Raw genomic sequence first — 17,985 nt, 5'->3', positions numbered from 1 at the left:
ATGGCAGAAGCCATCGATTTCGCACGCACGATCCCCGTCCTGCCCTCACCCGACATCAAGGCGAGCCGCGATTTCTATCGCGACCAGCTTGGATTCGAGGTCATCCAGCCGGAGATGGACGACTATCTGATCGTCCGGCGCGGCGAGATGGAAATCCATTTCTGGTACACCGCCGACCGCGCCCTGCCCGAGGTTTCCTCCTGCTACATTCGCGGCGGCGAGGTGCCGGCGTTGCACGCCGAGTTTTCAGCGCGCGGCGTGGAGAAACTGAGCCCATTCACCGTCAGGCCGTGGAACATGAAGGAATTCTATGTCCACGACCCGCATGGCAATCTGCTGCGGTTTGGCTGCGCGCCGGAAGAAGTGTAATCATGCCCCCGCCAGCAGGCTCGCATTGCCGCCGGCAGCAGTCGTGTCGACGCAGACGGCGCGCTCATGCGCGTAGGCTGCGGGATAAAGCACTTCGCTGATCAAGGGCACGATCGGCCCTTTTCGTGCCGCCAGCGCCTGCCGGATTTCCTTGGCCCGCACCGGCGAACCGGCAAAGGCGACGACATCGATGCCGAGCGATTTTAAGGAAGCCGCAGACGCCACGCCATCGATTGCCACGATCGGCAGGCCCTTGCCGGTGAGCGCATTGACGGCAGCCGAAGCGCACGTCGCAACGGCCAGCACGGCATTGCCGGCGGCAAGCGCCTGGATGGCCTGCGCAAGAAGCGCCTCACCATCCGGGCCAAGGCAAAGCACGCGACCACGCGGGTTCAGCGCCAGCGTATTGGCCTCGCCGGTCGGACCCGGCAGATCGATCTGGCCGTAGTCGACCGCCGCAGCTGCCGCAATGCCGGCCGAACCCTTGCCGCGCAGGTGCTTCCGCAGAACCATGATGCGGTCGGCGGCGACATTCCAGCCACTGAGCGTTGCATCGGGAAACTGCTCGGCAAGCTCCACGGCCGGAAGCGGCTGGCCCTCGGCCTCCATAGCAGATGCGCTTTCCGCCTTGCGGAAGCGGCGCAGATAATGCGGCCCACCGGCCTTGGGGCCGGTGCCCGAAAGCCCCTCGCCGCCGAAAGGCTGCGAGCCGACGACCGCGCCGATCTGGTTGCGGTTGACATAGATATTGCCGGCATGAATGCGATCGACAAGGTGCTGCACGCGCCCTTCGATGCGCGTGTGCAGGCCGAAGGTAAGCCCGTAACCCTTTGCATTGATGGCGGAAATGACCTTATCGAGATCATCGGCGTCGAATGTCGCAACATGCAGCACCGGCCCGAAAATCTCGCGCTCCATCTCCTCGATGCCTTTTACGCGGAAGACGTGTGGCGCAACGAAACGGCCACCTGCCGGCGCATCGAGCTTGGCGATCAGGCGGCCCTTGCCTTCCATCTTGCCGCAATAATCGCGGATGGAATTCTGCGCCTCCTCATCGATGACCGGCCCGACATCGGTCGAGATCGACCACGGATCGCCGACGCTCAGCGCCTTCATCGCGCCTTCCAGCATTTCCAGCATCTTCTTCTCGACGTCCTTCTGGACATAGAGAATGCGCAGCGCCGAGCAGCGCTGGCCGGCGCTCTGGAAGGCCGAGGCAACGATGTCGCGCACTGCCTGCTCCGGCAAAGCGGTGGAATCTACGATCATCGCATTCATGCCGCCGGTTTCGGCAAGCAGCATGGCGTCGGGTGCCGCGGTCTCGGCCAGTTGCTTTTCGATCAGCTTGGCGACCTCGGTCGAGCCGGTGAAGCAGACGCCGGCGATGCGCGGATCGGCGGTCAGCGGCGCGCCGACCGACGGGCCGTCGCCCGGCAGAAGCTGGATGACATCCTCGGGAATGCCGGCCTTGCGCAGCAGTTCGACCGCGCGCGCTGCGATCAGCGGCGTTTGCTCGGCCGGCTTGGCAACCACGCAGTTGCCGGTAACGAGGGCCGCCGCAATCTGGCCGGTGAAAATCGCCAGCGGGAAATTCCATGGCGAGATGCAGGCGATAACGCCACGCGCGACAGTGCCGGCCTCGGCCTTTTCGGCCTCGGCGGCGTAATAGCGCAGGAAGTCGACTGCCTCGCGCACTTCCGCCACGCCATCGGCCAGCGACTTGCCGGCCTCACGCGTCGCCAGCGCGAAAAACTCCACCGCATTGGTCTCATAGAGCTCGGCGGCGCGACGCAGGATCGCGGCGCGCTCGGCAACGGGGCGCTTGGCCCAGGCCGGCTGTGCCTCGACCGCGATGCGCACGGCGGTCGACACCTGCTTGGCGGCGGCTTCATGAACCGTGCCGACAATGTCGTCGGGCTTGGCCGGATTGACGAGTTTGCGCTGGCTGCCATAGCCGGCAGCGCGCGTGACGGGCTTTGCTGCCCAGCGCTCAGGCGTGGCGAAGTCCAGCCTGGCCTTGTCGATGGCGGCCAGCGTCACCGGGTCGGTAATATCAAAACCCTTGGCGTTGAGTCGCCCTGCCCCAAAGATTGCCAATGGCCGCGCGATTGCCGGGTTGGCGGCCGACCCTTGCGTTTCAGCCGCCTCAATCGGATCGCGGGCGATGTCTTCCGGCTTCACGTCCTCGTCCGTCAACTGGTGCACGAAGGAGGAGTTGGCGCCGTTTTCGAGCAGGCGGCGCACCAGATAGGCGAGCAGATCGGAATGCGCGCCAACCGGTGCATAGATGCGGCAGCGCGTGCCCTCGGTCTTGCGCACCGTCTCGTGCAGGGATTCGCCCATGCCGTGCAGGCGCTGGAACTCGAAACAATCGCGGTCGGGCGCCATCGCCAGGATCGCCGCAACCGTATGCGCATTGTGGGTGGCGAATTGCGGGTAGATGCGGTCAGTCATCGACAGCAGCTTCTTGGCGCAGGCGATGTAGGAAACGTCGGTATTGACCTTGCGCGTGAACACCGGATAGCCATCGAGGCCGAGTGTCTGCGCGCGCTTGATCTCGGTGTCCCAGTAAGCACCCTTGACCAGCCGCACCATGATGCGGCGGTCGAGCCGCTTGGCCAGCGCATGCAGCCAGTCGATGACGAAGGCGCAGCGTGGGCCATAGGCCTGCACGACGACGCCGAAACCGTCCCAGTCTTCCAGCTCCGGATCGGCCAGAACCCGCTCGATGAGGTCCAGCGACAGGTCGAGCCGGTCGGCCTCTTCAGCGTCGATGTTGAGCCCCATGCGGGCGTGACGCGCGGCGACCGCCAGCGACAGCAGGCGCTTGGCCATGACCGGCAGCATGGTTTCCTTCTGCGCCACCTCGTAGCGCGGGTGAAGCGCGGAAAGCTTTACCGAAATACCCGGATTGGTGCGGATATCCGGGCTGTTCGAGCCGCTGTTGAGCGACGAGATCGCATCGGCATAGGCGCGGTGATAGCGCAGAGCGTCAGCTTCCGTGCGGGCCGCTTCGCCCAGCATGTCGTAGGAATAGAGATAGCCCTTGGCAGTCATCGAGCGGCCGCGCTTGACGGCCTCGGCGATGGTGCGGCCAAGCACGAACTGTTCGCCCATTTCGCGCATCGCAGCCGCCACAGCCTTGCGGATGACCGGCTCGCCAAGCCGGCGCACCATGTTGTGCAGCGTGCCGGCAATGCCGTCCTCGCCCTCGTCCAGCACCCGGCCGGTCAGCATCAGCGCCCATGTCGAGGCGTTGACGAAGATCGAGCTCGACCCGCCGGAATGCGCCGACCAGTCATGCGGGGCGATCTTGTCCTGGATCAGGTCGTCCATGGTCTGCGTGTCCGGCACGCGCAGCAGCGCCTCGGCCAGGCACATCAGCGCCACGCCTTCCTTGGTGGAGAGGCCGTAAGCGGACAGAAACACTTCCATCAGCCGCGGATCGGTGGAGCCGCGCACCGCCTTGACCAGTTGCACCGCCCGCGCCGTGATCGCTTTGCGCTCGGTCTTGCTCAGCCTCGCCGTCTCGACAAGCCGGGCCAGAGCCTCGTCTTCGTCGGGCAGATAGTTGGCGCGTATCTGGGTACGAATGGTGTCGAGCAATGGAGCGGTCATGGACATCCTGCTGGCGCTGAAACGGTTTGGAGACGGCTTCGAGATCTATCATAACCCCGTTTTTCAATCGGTCCAAAATATTGCGCTAGAAAGCCTAAATAGACTATAGATTAGTCAGTTTCCTACATCTCTGGACTTCATTTCGAATGTCAAAAGACCAACTGGACCGCATCGACCGCAACATCCTGGCAGCACTTTCGCGCGACGGCCGGCTTTCCATGGCCGAACTTGCCGCGCAGGTCGGCCTCTCGAAAACGCCGGTGCAGGCACGCGTGCGGCGGCTGGAGCAGGACGGCTTCATCCGCGGCTATTCGGCGGTGATCGACCGCGAACGCATGGGCGAAGGCCATGTCGCCTTCGTGCAGGTAAAATTGTCGGACACGCGCTCTGCAGCACTCGATGCCTTCAACCGTTCGGTGCAAGCCGTGCGCGAGATCGAGCAATGCCACATGATGGCGGCAAGTTTCGACTACCTGCTGAAAGTCCGCACCACCGACATCGCCGCCTATCGCCGCGTGCTGGGCGAGCGCATTTCGGCCTTGCCCCACGTCGCGCAGACATCGACCTTCGTGGCCATGGAGACGGTGAAGGATCGTTAGTCGGAGATCGTCTTCAGGAACGCCACCAACGCAGCTCGCTCGCGCTCCGAGATCGACAGCGGCACGACTTCCGATTTTCCGCTCGGGCTTGCCGGCGCGCGGACATAGTGGTCGATGACATCCTCGAGCCGCTTGATCTGGCCGGCATGCATATAGGGCGGCCTGCCGGCTGCGCCGCGCAGGGATGGCGTCTTGTAGGCGCGCGTGAGTTGCGGGCCGGAGGTCACCATGAAGCGAAGCTCGCCGCAGGCTTCTGGCCTGGCATCGCTGAAGGCACCGAGGCAGTTGAACGGGTCGCTCTGGACCTGCTTCACCGCCGTCTCGCGACCGAGATCCTCCGGCAGGCCGGCGACGGCGGGAATGCCGGTATTGTGGAAATGATCGTCGGTGAAGCGCGGGCCGTTGTGGCACTCGATGCAGTTCGCCTTGCCGGTGAAAAGCCGCAAGCCATAGATTTCCTCGTCGGAAAGTGCCGCATCGCCCTCCGGCGTTTTGCCTACGGTAACGGCATCGGCAAAGCGGTCGAAGCGCGTTTTTTCATGAACGATCGAGCGCTCGAAGGCGGCGATCGCCTTGCCGAGATTGGAGAATACGCGGTTGACCGCCTGCCGCTGGTCCTCGCTCATTTCAGCCCAGGCAGCCTTTTCGGCATCGTTGCCGAGCGGCCCGGCATTTGCCGGCAAGGCGGAAAGATCGGGCAACGGTCCGAAAATCCGCTCGTAGCGGTCGGCGAGATGAGCCTTGATGAAATGCGCAGAGAAGGTGCGGTTGCCGCCGTGCTCGCGGGGCTCCTCCAGCGGCGTCAGCGCCTGCGCCCACAGGCTGTCGCGGCGGCCGTCCCAGAACAGGAACGGGCTGCGTGCAACATCGGCTAGCGGCATTGTGCGGCGGTCGGTGGTGCCGATGGCCTTGGCCAGCGGCAGGTCGTCCTGGAACTGCCGGTCGAGCTGATGGCAGGTGGCGCATGACACCACGCCATCGATGCTCATCCTCTGCTCGAAGAACAGCGTCGCGCCGAAGGCTGCGGCAGCCGGCAGATCGGCATATTTATTGGTCGGATCAGGGGGTAGCGGCGGCAGGGCCGAAAGCGACAACGAGGCGACCGTCTTCTTCTCCGCCTCGGTCAGCTCCGGCGGCTTGCACGCTGTCAGCAACCCAGCTGCGACAATCACGGCGATGGAAACTGACGAAAGGAGACGGCGCATTTCTACAGCACCAGATTGAACACCACATTATCGTCGCCCTGCGGCGCGGAAATGGCGAATTTCAGCTCCCACCAGCCGCCCATGTTGAATTTCACGCCTTCGATGCGGTAGCGGCCCTCACCAAGCTCGCCGGTCATTTGCGGCGCCGTCGGCAGGCCGTGACCATGCTGCGGCATGCCGCCATCGACCGCGATCTTCGCACCGTCGACGGCCTTCCCGTCCGGCGTTTTCAACGCAACGATCCAGTTGTGAAGCTCGCCCTGCTTCACCTCCCCCGCCTCCGGGTCAATCGAGACGGCATAAATACCCTTTTCGCTCGGTTTGGAGCGTGCAAGGTCGAGTTCGGACGGCGGCGGCGCCATGTGCATCTTGGAGAAAGCGATGGCAGCGATGGCAGCAATGCCGATGATCGCGACGAGATAACGCCAGTTGGAAATCATTTTCGCACTCCTCGCCGAATCCCGTTTGCGCAAGCGGCACGTTAGTCTGTGAAGACACCAACGAAAAGCAGGCAAATATCCTTCCATATCAGACAGGTAGCCAGTACGCCGCTGAGGCGCTAAAAACATCAGTACGGCGAGAGGAGATAGGGATGACAAACGGCATTGCGGCGATCGGCGAATGCATGATCGAACTGTCGGGGCAAAGCTCGCAGGTATGGCGCATGGGGTTTGCCGGCGACACGTTCAACACACTGTGGGCGATGCGCGCGCTGAGCCCCGGCCATCATGTCGACTTCGTCTCGGCCTTCGGCGACGACCCGTTTTCGGCCGACCAGATCGCCTTCTTCCGCGAGCACGATATCGGCATCGCTTCGAGCCCTGTCATTCCCGGCGCACGCCCCGGCCTCTATGCGATCAAGCTGACGGGAGCGGAGCGATCCTTCACCTATTGGCGGGGTGACGCCGCCGCGCGCCAGCTCGCCAGCAATGCCGCCGCATTGGCAAAAAGCCTTGAAAATCGGTCACTTGTCTACTTTTCCGGAATCACTTTGGCAATTCTGGAACCGGCAGCCAGGCGCACGCTGCTGCAGGCCATCGCGACGGCGCGGGCGCATGGCTGCCATATCGCCTTCGATCCAAACTATCGCGCACGCCTCTGGCCGGACGTTGCCACCGCCCGCGAAGCGATCGGCGAAGCATTGAAAGTGACGGACATCGCCCTGCCGACCTTTCCCGACGAGCAGGAACTTTACGGGGATGCTTCGCCCGAAGTCACTATCGCGCGGCTAGAGAAGGCCGGCGTCGCGGAGATCGTCGTCAAGAACGGCGAGCACGACGCCCTCATCTCGCATTACGAGAACACCGTCTCGGTCCCCGCGGTCTCCGTCCTGCCGGTCGACACGACCGGTGCGGGCGACAGCTTCAACGGCGCCTACCTGTCGGCCCGCCTGCTCGGCATTGCGCCGACAGACGCCGTGAAGCGCGCCCATCGCGTGGCTGGAGCGGTCGTGCAGGTGCGCGGCGCGCTGGCGCCCTTCGACATCCTGAAACTGGCGTTCGACCGGTGACCTTCATTGGGTAGCAAGAGAAAACGGATGACGAGTGCAAAGGTTATCCTAGAAGCTATTTCGGAAGAATTTGCTCCAAAAGGCTTCTTTTACGAAGCCCGGAAAATGCGCTTCGAAAAAGACAAGGCACTCGCTATCTTGTCCAAACTAAAAAACATAGAGCTCAAAAATTTAACTGACATAGAAAAGTTAGAAATAATCGGCGGAATATGGTCTCTTCCTTTCAGTGCAGCAATGTATCGGGAGAGATGTGTTAACGAGTCGATCGAACGAGATTACGACAACTTCGTCACGAATATTCATGAGATCGTTCGTAAAATCATCAAAGATGTAACGGGCGTGGACCGTTCTGATACTACCTGAACCGATATTCCGTCACCTGCCGATAGGTTTCTCCCGGCCGCAGCACAGCCTGCGGGAAATAGGGGCGATTGGGTGAATCCGGCCAGGTCTGCGCCTCGAGGCAGAGGCCGGAATAGGCCTTGTAGCGGCGGCCGCCCAAACCCTTGGCCTCCGGCGCGACATACTGGCCGATATAGAGCTGGATGCCCGGCTCCGTCGTCCAGACCTCCATCTCGACGCCTGAAGCCGCGCCCTGCACCCACGCGGCCTGCTTGAGCGGCCCACGCGCGGCGGCAAGGCAGAAATTGTTGTCGTAGTCGACCTGCGCCTCACCCTTCGCGGCTCGCAACTGGCGGGCCTGCCGGAAGTCGAACTGCGTGCCCTCGACCGGCTGGACAACGCCGGTGGGGATGAGTTTTTCGTCAACCGGAAGATAAGCGCCGGCCGCTAGCATGAGCCGATGATCGAGAATCTCGCCGCTGCCGCCATCATCGAGATTGAAATAGGAATGCTGCGCCAGGTTGCAGAGCGTCGGCTCGTCGCTGGCCGCCGTGAGTTCGATCGAAAGCGTGCCGGACCCCTTGATGCGATAGGTGCAGCGCGCATCCAGCGTGCCGGGAAAGCCCATCGAACCGTCGGGATCTTGCAGGCCGAGCGTGACGAAATCCCGGCCATTATCAATCACATCCCAGACTCTGGTGAAGTATCCTTCCGAGCCGCCATGCAGGCCATGCGCCTCGGGCTTGTCCTGATCGATCTGGAAACGCTTGCCATCAAGCATGAAGCGTCCGTCGCGGATGCGGTTGGCATGACGTCCGGCTATGGCGCCAAAATAACCGGGCGATGCGAGATAATCCTCGAACCGTTCGAAGCCCAGCACCAGCGGCGCATCGTGATCGGCCAGGCGCAGATCCTGAACGACAGCACCCCAGGTGATGATATTTGCCGTAAGCCCGCCCGAGGCGATCGAGAACCGCCGGACCGGCTTGCCGTCGCTCGACGTGCCGAAAACTTCGCCGTTCGCCATATCCCCTCCGATCAGGCGCAAATCCGGGAGAGCTCGCGTCGAGCTCAACCAGACAAGCGCTCTAACAAACAACCCCAGAAACCGGAACAGGTTTCTGGGGCTGTCGATCGATTTCAATCGTCAGAAAACCGCGTGTCCAAGCGGACGGTTTGGTGCCTGACAAGGATCAGAGGCCAAGGCCGCCGATGCAGACATATTTGGTGTCGAGATAGTCATCCATACCCTGATGGCCACCCTCGCGGCCGAGGCCGGATTCTTTGACGCCGCCGAACGGCGCTTCCGGTGTCGTGATCAGGCCTTCATTGACGCCGACCATGCCGTATTTCAGGCCTTCCATCACGCGGAAGGCGCGACCCAGGTCGCCGGTGTAGAAGTAGGAAGCGAGACCGAACTCGGTATCGTTGGCGAGCGCCACGCCTTCTTCTTCTGTTTCGAACTTGAAGACGGGTGCGACGGGGCCAAAAATCTCGTCCTTCATGAACTTCATTTTCGGCGTGGCGTTGGCGATGACGGTCGGCTGGAAGAAGGAACCGCCCAGCGCATGGCGCTTGCCGCCGGCAACAACCTTGCCACCATTGGCGGTGGCGTCAGCGATGAACTCCTCGACCTTCTCGACAGCCTTTTCGTCGATCAGCGGGCCCTGCTGCACGCCAGCCTCCAGACCGGAGCCCACCTTGAGATTGTTGGAGGCAGCGGCCAGTTTCTCGACGAACTTGTCATAGATGCCAGCCTGCACGAAGAAGCGGTTGGTGCAGACGCAGGTCTGGCCCGAATTGCGGAACTTCGCGGTGATGGCGCCTTCGACGGCGCGGTCGAGATCGGCATCGTCGAAGACCAGGAACGGCGCGTTGCCGCCGAGTTCCATCGAAACCTTCTTCACCGTCGAAGCCGACTTCTCGATCAACATCTTGCCGACCTCGGTAGAGCCGGTGAAGGTGATCTTCTTGACCAGCGGGTTGGCGCAGATCTCGTCGCCGATCTCGCCTGCCGAGCCGGTGATGATGTTGACGACGCCCTTCGGAATGCCGACTTCCTCGCACAGCGCACCCCATGCGAGGCCCGAGTAAGGCGTCTGCGAGGCAGGCTTGACGACGGCGGTGCAGCCGGCGGCGAGTGCGGGGCCGATCTTGCGCGACAGCATCGAGGACGGGAAGTTCCACGGCGTGATCGCGGCGACGACGCCGACCGGCTCCTTGGTGACGAGGATGCGGCGGTCCGCCCATGGCGACGGCACGACATCGCCATAGGCGCGGCGTGCTTCTTCGGCAAACCACAGCACATACGCCGCAGATGAGCCGACTTCGCCCTTGGCTTCGGTCAGCGACTTGCCCTGCTCGAGCGTAAGCAGTTCGGCCAGCGCGTCCTGGTTGTCCATGATGGCGTCATGCAGCTTGCGGAGCCACTTGGAACGCTCAAGCGCCGAGGTCTTGCGGAAAGTCTTGAAGGCCTCGCTGGCAGCCTCGATGGCGCGGCGCGTCTCGGCAGCACCCGAGCGCGGAACGGTGCCGATCTTCAGGCCCGTCGCCGGGTTGATCACGTCGATGGTCTTGCCGGAATCGGCCTGCACCCACTCGCCGTTGATGAGGTTGGACTGCTTCATGAAGTGGCTGGTTTTCTGCAACATCGTTCTCGCCTCTCGTGCAGCGTGTCGGAGCACGCTGATCCTCTGGAATTCGATGAACCGGACGAACGCAGCGCCCGGCGGGCCGTCGTGTCTGGCCTTTGAGTATAGGCTCGATCGACGATCGCGCCACCTCTTACCTTAGGGAGTACTGTTGGATCAATCGCCTTGAGCCATGGACCGAGTGGTCCAGCACTCTCGGCAAAAACGGGCTCAAAATTTCAATTTCCGGCCGGATTATAGACGTCCGCGCCTTTGCCATGACCTATCTGCGTGAAACGATCCTGCCGCGATCAGCAACCGATGAAGGGATGTCGCGATGGCGAAGCAGCAAAACTCTCTGATTTATGACGAAGTTCTCGCAGCAAATGCCCATTATGCCGACGATTTCGGCGACAAGAGCGAACTCGCACTCCCGCCGGCGCGCGGCTTTGCGATCCTGACCTGCATGGACGCTCGCCTCGACCCCGCCAAATATGCCGGCCTGGCGGAAGGCGATGCCCATGTCATCCGCAATGCCGGCGGGCGGGCTTCCGACGACGCGATACGCTCGCTCGTCATCTCGCACAAACTGCTCGGCACCCGCACCTGGTTCGTCATCCACCACACCAATTGCGGCATGGAGCTGTTCTCGGACGAGGTGATCGGAACCTTGCTGGAAGACGACCTCGAAACCGCATCCTTCGACGGCAAGCAATGGTCGAACCCGAAGCATCGCGGCGGCCATGCCCATGGCCATTTCATCAAATGGCACACCATCAGCAATCCGGAAGAAAGCGTGGTGCAGGACGTTCGCCGCATCCGCGAGCATCCGCTGGTGCCGCCCTACATTCCGATCTTCGGCTTCATCTATGACGTGAAGACGGGAAAGCTGATCGAGGTCGAAACAGCAAGTGCGGCAGGCCGACCCGCCTGAAACAGCCCTATCCGAAGACCATCTGTGCGATTGTCAGCCACAGCGCCGTTGTAACGACGGCGCAGGCGGTGGCGATCGTCATCTGGTTCGAGGCGAGCGCCTGCCCGGTGCCGAACTGGGCGGCAATGAGATAGGAATTGACGCCTGCTGGCAGCGAGGCTGCGGCCACCGCGACCTTGGCCGACATCGGCGGAAGGCCGAACAGCCATGCCACCCCGAGCGCCGCCGCCGGCATCAGGAACAGCTTAAGCGTCGAAAGAACCAGCGCGGGCCGTACATTCCCCGAAATGCCGAACCTGCGCAGGCCAAGGCCCATCGCAAAAAGCGCCAGCGGTCCGGCAACATCTGCAAGCGCGTCGACAAGCCGGGTGGCCAGTCCCGGCAATGGAATACCAGTAAGACGCCAGAGCACGCCCGCAAAAATGCCGATGATCAGCGAGTTCCTGTAAAGACGACGCAGAAAATCGCGGGCAATGTGCAGCGGATGGACGCCGTTCTTCTTGCCGCCGGAAATCTCGAACAGGATGATCGAGGCGGCCAGCATGGTCGGCAGATGCACCGAGATGATCAGCGACAATATCTCGACCCCTTGCTGCCCGAAGACGCCAAGCATGAAGGGAAATCCAAGTAGGAGCACATTGGAAAACGAAGCCGCAACACCACCGACGACACCCGCCTGCGAATCCCGCCCGAAGATTCTCGTCATCGCGAGATGCCCGGCGGTCCATGTCACCGCCACCGCGGTGAAGTAGGTCGCCCAAAGCGCCCACGGAGCCGAGCCGTGAAAATCGGCGCTCACCATCGTTCGGAACAACAGCATAGGCAGAGCGACACCGACCGCGAACTGTGAAAGCGCATCACCCACTTCCGTCTTCAGATAGCCCGTCAGCCCGGCGAGATAGCCAAGCGTCACAAGCCCGAATACGAAAAGGACGGTTTCGACGAGGGGAGACATTTTTCCCCTGATAGGCGAGCGAAGGCTTTAGCGCAATCGCCACCGACATCTCGCCCGGCTTGCCTTTCATGACGCTTTCGCATCCCTATATCCCTCTTGTGGGGTTAGGGTAACGTATGCAGAAATTCTTCATCGCCTTGTTTTTATTGTTTTCGCTGTCACCGGCACAGGCCACGGAAGCGGGTTGGGCCCTGCTGCGCGACGGCGGCCATGTCGTGCTTCTTCGTCATGCAATGACGCCCGGAACCGGCGAGCCGACGAATTTCGACATCGAGAAATGCGGCACGCAGCGCAATCTGTCGGATCGCGGAAAGCAGCAGGCGCGCAAGATCGGCGCGCTTTTCGCAGCCCGTGCCGATACCACCGACCGTGTATTGTCCAGCCGCTACTGCAATGCGCTTGAAACCGCCCGCCTGGCGTTCGGCGACCGCATCGTCGAACCTTTCGCAGCACTCGACCGGCCTGCCCCGGATGGTTCGACACTGAAGGCACAAGACGAAGCGGTCATGCAGGAAATCCGCTCATACAGCGGTTCAGGCAACCTTATTCTCGTCACACATGTGGAAAATATCACCGCACTTACCGGGGGACCGTCGCGAGAAGGCGAGGCCGTGATCGTGCGCCCGGAGGGTGAGGGACTGCATATTCTGGGGCGAATCGTCTTCAATTGATGGCACGGGAATTGCCCGCGCTCCCTTGCACCTAGCCGGTAAAGGCCGATTTGGTCTTTTCCTGCCCGGAAAAACGGATTAGAGAGCCGAACAAACATGCGGATGGAATCCGCCCGCACTTGAAGGAAAAGCCGTGTCCACGACATTCGAGAAAGTTGCCAAGATCATCGCCGACACGAGCGAGATCGACATCGAAACCATCACCCCCGAAAGCCACACGATCGACGATCTCGGCATCGACAGCCTTGATTTCCTCGACATCGTGTTCGCGATCGACAAGGAATTCGGCATCAAGGTGCCGCTGGAAAAGTGGACGCAGGACGTCAATGACGGCAAGGCATCCACCGACGATTACTTCCTGATGAAGAACCTCTGCGCCAAGATCGACGGCCTCGTCGCGGCAAAGGCAGCAGTCTGACCCCCTTGACGGGGACAGGCCGCCCGACCGACAACAACCGCCCATGAGCGCACACGACGTCGTCATCACCGGTATCGGCCTTGTCTCGTCTCTTGGCGAAGGCACCGATGCGCATTGGCAGAAATTGACCGCGGCCGGCGCCGAGCCGGTTGTCGATTCGTCACGCTATGCGCCCTACTCCATCCATCCCCTGCCCGAGATCGACTGGGGCCTGCAGATCGCCAAGCGCGGCGACCAGCGCCAGATGGAGACCTGGCAGCGGCTCGGCACCTATACGGCCGGCCTTGCGCTGGACGATGCCGGCATCAAGGCCGATGAAGCGCTCTGCGCGACGATGGACATGGTGGTGGCTGCTGGCGGCGGCGAGCGCGACGAGACGGTCGACAACGCCATCCTCGCCGCTTCCGAAAGCCGCAACGACCGCGACGTGCTTCTCAACGAAAAGCTGACGACCGAACTGCGCCCGACGCTGTTCCTGGCACAGCTTTCCAATCTGCTCGCCGGCAACATCTCCATCGTCCACAAGGTGACCGGCTCGTCCCGCACCTTCATGGGCGAGGAAGGCGCTGGCGTCTCGGCCGTGGAAACGGCTGCGGCGCGCATCAGTTCGGGCCAGTCGACCCATATGCTGGTCGGCGGCGCATTCCAGACCGAACATCCCGACATGCTGCTCGGCTACGAACTCGGCGGCTATCTGCACCGCGGCCCGTGGAAGCCGGTATGGCAGCGCGACGGTTCGGAAGGCGGCGGCGTCGTCAGCGGATCGGGTGCAGCATTCCTCGTGCTAGAATCACGCGAACATGCCAAGGCGCGCGGTCGCCACATCTACGCCCAGCTCGGCCCGGTGATTTCCGGCCGTGCCCGCCGCCGCAAGGAAGATCTCGCTGCGGTCGTCGGCGCAATGCTTGAAAAAACAGCCCTGCTGGACGGTCCATTGCTGACCTTGTCGGGCGCGTCGGGCGCGCATGCCGCGACCAAGGCCGAGAAAGCCGCACTCGACAAGAACGTAGCACTTGCCGCGCGTGCGTTCGGCACGCTTACGGGCCACATGAAGGAAGCGCAGTTTCCTTTCGCCGTCGCACTGGCAGCGCTCGCCATCGACCGCAAGGCCGCCTATCCGGCCTTCGACGCGACGGTGGAAAAACCTTTCGAAGGAATTCCGCACACCGTTCTGGCAACGGCGGTCGGCTATCACTATTTCGAGGGCATGGCGCTCGTCGCCGCTTCTGATTGAACCGCCGGGAAACGGACATGGCTAAATACAACGACCATCTCGGCAGGCCGATCGTCGCCGTAACCGGCATTGGCGTTGTCACCTCGCTTGGCGTCGGCAAGGCCGACAATTGGGCGGCCCTGACCTCCGGCCGCTCCGGCATTCATCCGATCACCCGGTTCCCCATCGATCATCTCAACACGCGCATCGCCGGCACCGTCGATTTCCTGCCATCGAGCGACAAGGGCGCCAGCGCGCTGACCTATGAACTGGCCGAGACCGCCGGCCGCGAGGCGATCGCGGAATCCGGCCTCGACCCCGACGATTTCGGCGGCCCACTGTTCCTCGCCTCCCCGCCGGTCGAACTCGACTGGCGCGAGCGCTTCTCGCTCTACAACACCGGCACGGAAGGCAGCGCCTCCGACCGCCTGCTGACGGTTGCCCGCAACCTGCCGACACTGGACACTTTCGAAACCTCGCAATTCGGCTCGATCGCCGCCCGCCTCGCCGACGAGTTCGGCACGCGCGGCCTGCCGATCACGTTGTCGACCGCCTGCGCCTCTGGTGCGACCGCGATCCAGCTCGGCGTCGAAGCGATCCGGCGCGGCGAATGCGACCGCGCGCTGTCGATCGGCGCGGACGGCTCGGTGACGGCGGAAGCGCTGATCCGATTCTCGCTGCTGTCGGCCCTGTCGACGCATAACGACATTCCCGAAAAGGCATCCAAACCCTTCTCCAAGGATCGCGACGGCTTCGTGATCGCCGAAGGTTCGGCGGCGCTCGTGCTCGAATCACTCGAAAGCGCGCTGGCGCGCGGCGCGACCGTGCTCGGCATTCTGCAGGGCTGCGGCGAAAAGGCCGACGACTTCCATCGGACCCGCTCCAAGCCCGACGGCTCGCCAGCCATCGGTGCGGTGAAGGCGGCACTTTCCGACGCCGGGCTTGGCGAGAATGGCATTGCCTATGTCAACGCGCACGGCACCTCAACGCCGGAAAACGACAAGATGGAGCATATGTCGCTTTCGACGGTCTTCGGCGAGCGCATGCGCTCCATGCCGATCTCGTCCAACAAGTCGATGATCGGCCACACGCTGTCGGCAGCCGGCGCCATCGAGGCGGCATTCTCGTTGCTGACGATGCGCGAAGGCGTCATCCCGCCGACGATCAATTACGACAATCCCGACCCGGCGATAGAACTCGATGTCGTGCCGAACAGGAAGCGCGATGCCGAGGTCGCCACGGTGCTTTCCAATTCCTTCGGCTTCGGCGGCCAGAACACCTGCCTTGTCATGGCGCGGGAACCGGTCTAAGCGACGCCTTCAACATTTGAAGGACCGCCGATGCGCGCATTGCAACTCGTCGAGGATCGCAAACTCGAAACCGTGGATATCGCACCGCCGCCGGCACCGGCGCTCGGCGAGGTCACGCTGCGCATCAAGGCCGTGGCGCTCAACCACATCGATGTCTGGGGCTGGCGCGGCATGGCGTTTGCCAAGCGCAAGCTGCCGCTGGTCGTCGGCGCGGAAGCCTCGGGCGAAGTCGAGGCCGTCGGCCCCGGCGTTTCGAACCTCGCACCCGGCCAGCTCGTCTCGATCTACGGCGCGCGCACCTGCGGCCTCTGCCGCCCCTGCCGCGAAGGCCGCGACAATCTCTGCGAGCACGTTTCCGGCGTGCATGGCTTCCACCTCGACGGCTTTGCGCAGGAGAAGATCAACCTGCCGGCGCGCCTGCTGGTCCCTGCCCCTCCCGGCGTTTCGGATATCGGCGCGGCGGTAGCACCGGTCACCTTCGGCACGGTCGAGCACATGCTGTTCGACAATGCGAAGCTCCAGCCCGGCGAGACGATCCTCGTCCATGCCGGCGGCTCGGGCATCGGCTCGGCCGCGATCCAGCTTGCCAAGAAGATGGGCTGCACGGTCATCACCACCGTCGGCTCCAACGACAAGATCGACAAGGCCAAGGCGCTGGGCGCCGACCACGTCATCAACTACCGCGAGGACCGCTTCGAAGGTGTCGTGCGCAAGCTGACGAAGAAGAAGGGCGTCGACGTCGTCTTCGAGCATGTCGGCAAGGACACCTGGGCAGGCTCGATGTTCAGCCTGAAGCGCGGCGGCCGCCTCGTCACCTGCGGCTCGACCTCGGGCGTTTCGACCGAAATCAACCTGATGATGCTGTTCCAGCAGCAGCTGAAGCTGCTCGGCTCCTTCGGTTGCCGCATGGAAAACATGGCCGATGCCATGCAGAAGATGGCCGCCGGCCTGGTCGCGCCGGTGATCGACACGGAGGTCGATTTCAATTCCATCGACGCCGCGTTGAAGCGCATGGAAGGCCGCGACGTGTTCGGCAAGATCATTCTGCGCGTCAATTGATGCAGTCACTCAAGCTACAGGCCCGGTGAGACCGTGAAAGCCTTTCTCTATCGCCTGTCGCAACGGCTGAAGATGGCCAATTACTGGCTGGTCGCGCAGCTTGCGAAAGCGCTGCTTTCCATCCTGCGCCTGCTGCCCACCGACAAGGCGCTGAATTTTGCCGACCGCGCCGGCCGCCGTGTCGGCCCGCTGGTCGGGCGTCATCAGGTGGCGCTCGACAATCTGCGCCAGGCCTTTCCTGAAAAGAGCGAAGACGAAATCCGCGCCATCGCGCTCGACATGTGGGGCAACATGGCCCGGCTGGCAGCGGAATATATCTTCCTCGACCAGCTCTTCGACTACGACCCGAAAGCCACGGAACCCGGCCGCGTCGAGGTCCAGGGCGAGCGCATTTTCGAGCACATCGCAGCCGAGCAGAAGCCGCATATCCTGTTCACCGGCCATTTCGGCAATTTCGAGCTGCTGCCGATCGCCGGCGCGACCTTCGGCATGAAGGTGACGGCGCTGTTTCGGCCGCCCAACAATCCCTACATCGCCGATTACATCCTCTCGACGCGCCGCTCGACGATGGGCGACCTGCTCGCTTCCAAGACGGGTGCGTCCTTCACCCTGGCGCGCATATTGGAAAACAACGGAACCATCGGCGTGCTCGTCGACCAGAAATTCACGCGCGGCCTGCGCACGATGTTTTTCGGGCGCGAATGCGAGACCAGCCCGCTGCTGTCGAAACTTGCGCGGCAATATGATTGCGACGTCTACCCCGCCCGCTGCATCCGCCTGCCGAACAACCGGTTCAGGCTGGTGATCGAGAACAAGCTCGAACTGCCGCGCGAAGACGACGGCTCGGTTGATCTGACCGCCACCGCTCAGCTCGTCAACGACGTCGTCGAGCGCTGGGTGCGCGAGGATCCCGGCCAATGGATGTGGTTCCACAAGCGCTGGGTGCTGTCGAAGAAGAAGCGTGGCCGTGGCGGCAAGCAGGCACCTGCCCAAACGCCGAACACATCGGCGTGATAAAGGTATTCTGGTCGTAACAAAGTCGGATTTCAGCCGTTCATATTTCGTGATAATGAGAATGGCTATGGAAAACCGCACGGAAAAACCTCAGACTACCTCCGCAGGAGCGGCACTCTGGACCCCGTGGGGCATCCA

General features: G+C 62.6%; 17 protein-coding genes. 11 read left to right on the top strand and 6 right to left on the bottom strand.

The window, feature by feature from the left end; all coding sequences use genetic code 11:
- A complete protein-coding gene (locus G6N74_RS00270; RefSeq protein WP_165113090.1) occupies positions 1-369 on the top strand; it encodes a bleomycin resistance protein in 369 nt (122 codons plus the stop codon).
- Here G6N74_RS00270 and putA read toward each other — a convergent pair whose 3' ends face one another.
- Positions 370-3,993 carry a bifunctional proline dehydrogenase/L-glutamate gamma-semialdehyde dehydrogenase PutA gene (putA, locus tag G6N74_RS00265; RefSeq protein WP_205826481.1) on the bottom strand — a complete coding sequence of 1,208 codons (3,624 nt, stop codon included), beginning with the start codon at positions 3,991-3,993 and terminating at the stop codon, positions 370-372.
- Positions 3,994-4,133: 140 nt separating this feature from the next.
- Between putA and G6N74_RS00260 the strand changes: the two genes are divergently transcribed.
- The gene (locus tag G6N74_RS00260; protein ID WP_165113086.1) at positions 4,134-4,586 is read left to right on the top strand and encodes an Lrp/AsnC family transcriptional regulator; all 453 of its coding nucleotides are present in this window, start codon (positions 4,134-4,136) and stop codon (positions 4,584-4,586) included.
- On the opposite strand, the gene G6N74_RS00255 is transcribed toward G6N74_RS00260, so the two are convergent.
- On the bottom strand, positions 4,583-5,791 hold the full coding sequence (locus G6N74_RS00255) for a cytochrome-c peroxidase (RefSeq protein WP_165113084.1): 1,209 nt from the start codon (positions 5,789-5,791) through the stop codon (positions 4,583-4,585). The genes G6N74_RS00260 and G6N74_RS00255 overlap by 4 nt on opposite strands.
- Positions 5,792-5,793: 2 nt before the next feature.
- Positions 5,794-6,231 carry a FixH family protein gene (locus tag G6N74_RS00250; protein ID WP_165113082.1) on the bottom strand — a complete coding sequence of 146 codons (438 nt, stop codon included), beginning with the start codon at positions 6,229-6,231 and terminating at the stop codon, positions 5,794-5,796.
- Between the two features lie 152 nt (positions 6,232-6,383).
- Here G6N74_RS00250 and G6N74_RS00245 point away from each other — a divergent pair, with 152 nt between their 5' ends.
- Entirely contained in the window at positions 6,384-7,301 is a 918-nt protein-coding gene (locus tag G6N74_RS00245; RefSeq protein ID WP_165113080.1) for a sugar kinase, read from the top strand.
- Positions 7,302-7,328: 27 nt separating this feature from the next.
- Positions 7,329-7,664, top strand: a complete 336-nt coding sequence (locus G6N74_RS00240) for a hypothetical protein (RefSeq protein ID WP_165113078.1) — start codon at positions 7,329-7,331, stop codon at positions 7,662-7,664.
- On the opposite strand, the gene G6N74_RS00235 is transcribed toward G6N74_RS00240, so the two are convergent.
- Both G6N74_RS00235 and G6N74_RS00230 read right to left on the bottom strand, forming a co-directional pair.
- Positions 7,657-8,670 (bottom strand): aldose epimerase family protein, encoded by a 1,014-nt coding sequence (locus G6N74_RS00235; protein WP_165113076.1) that lies wholly within the window; start codon positions 8,668-8,670, stop codon positions 7,657-7,659. The genes G6N74_RS00240 and G6N74_RS00235 overlap by 8 nt on opposite strands.
- Positions 8,671-8,836: 166 nt before the next feature.
- The gene (locus G6N74_RS00230; protein ID WP_165113074.1) at positions 8,837-10,294 is read right to left on the bottom strand and encodes an NAD-dependent succinate-semialdehyde dehydrogenase; all 1,458 of its coding nucleotides are present in this window, start codon (positions 10,292-10,294) and stop codon (positions 8,837-8,839) included.
- A 316-nt stretch (positions 10,295-10,610) separates the two neighbouring features.
- Here G6N74_RS00230 and G6N74_RS00225 point away from each other — a divergent pair, with 316 nt between their 5' ends.
- On the top strand, positions 10,611-11,207 hold the full coding sequence (locus G6N74_RS00225; RefSeq protein ID WP_165113072.1) for a beta-class carbonic anhydrase: 597 nt from the start codon (positions 10,611-10,613) through the stop codon (positions 11,205-11,207).
- A 7-nt stretch (positions 11,208-11,214) separates the two neighbouring features.
- Here G6N74_RS00225 and G6N74_RS00220 read toward each other — a convergent pair whose 3' ends face one another.
- A complete protein-coding gene (locus G6N74_RS00220) occupies positions 11,215-12,162 on the bottom strand; it encodes an AEC family transporter (protein ID WP_165113070.1) in 948 nt (315 codons plus the stop codon).
- 116 nt (positions 12,163-12,278) lie between these two features.
- On the opposite strand from G6N74_RS00220, the gene G6N74_RS00215 reads away from it, so the two are divergent.
- The 6 genes from G6N74_RS00215 (at position 12,279) to G6N74_RS00190 (ending at position 17,847) form a co-directional block, all read left to right on the top strand.
- A complete protein-coding gene (locus G6N74_RS00215; protein WP_165113068.1) occupies positions 12,279-12,833 on the top strand; it encodes a histidine phosphatase family protein in 555 nt (184 codons plus the stop codon).
- A 133-nt stretch (positions 12,834-12,966) separates the two neighbouring features.
- Positions 12,967-13,251, top strand: coding sequence for an acyl carrier protein (locus G6N74_RS00210; RefSeq protein WP_165113066.1), 285 nt, complete (start codon positions 12,967-12,969; stop codon positions 13,249-13,251).
- A 43-nt stretch (positions 13,252-13,294) separates the two neighbouring features.
- A complete protein-coding gene (locus G6N74_RS00205) occupies positions 13,295-14,485 on the top strand; it encodes a beta-ketoacyl-ACP synthase (RefSeq protein ID WP_165113064.1) in 1,191 nt (396 codons plus the stop codon).
- Between the two features lie 17 nt (positions 14,486-14,502).
- The gene (locus tag G6N74_RS00200; RefSeq protein ID WP_165113062.1) at positions 14,503-15,774 is read left to right on the top strand and encodes a beta-ketoacyl-ACP synthase; all 1,272 of its coding nucleotides are present in this window, start codon (positions 14,503-14,505) and stop codon (positions 15,772-15,774) included.
- Between the two features lie 30 nt (positions 15,775-15,804).
- Positions 15,805-16,833 (top strand): zinc-binding dehydrogenase, encoded by a 1,029-nt coding sequence (locus G6N74_RS00195; protein WP_165113060.1) that lies wholly within the window; start codon positions 15,805-15,807, stop codon positions 16,831-16,833.
- Positions 16,834-16,905: 72 nt separating this feature from the next.
- Positions 16,906-17,847 carry a lipid A biosynthesis lauroyl acyltransferase gene (locus G6N74_RS00190; RefSeq protein WP_205826498.1) on the top strand — a complete coding sequence of 314 codons (942 nt, stop codon included), beginning with the start codon at positions 16,906-16,908 and terminating at the stop codon, positions 17,845-17,847.
- Positions 17,848-17,985 lie beyond the last annotated feature (138 nt).

Origin of the sequence: Mesorhizobium zhangyense, from assembly GCF_011045115.1 — a bacterium.
Classification (GTDB): domain Bacteria; phylum Pseudomonadota; class Alphaproteobacteria; order Rhizobiales; family Rhizobiaceae; genus Mesorhizobium_M; species Mesorhizobium_M zhangyense.
The sequence above is the reverse complement of the archived record's forward strand: the minus strand, read 5'-3'. Positions and strand labels throughout refer to the sequence as shown.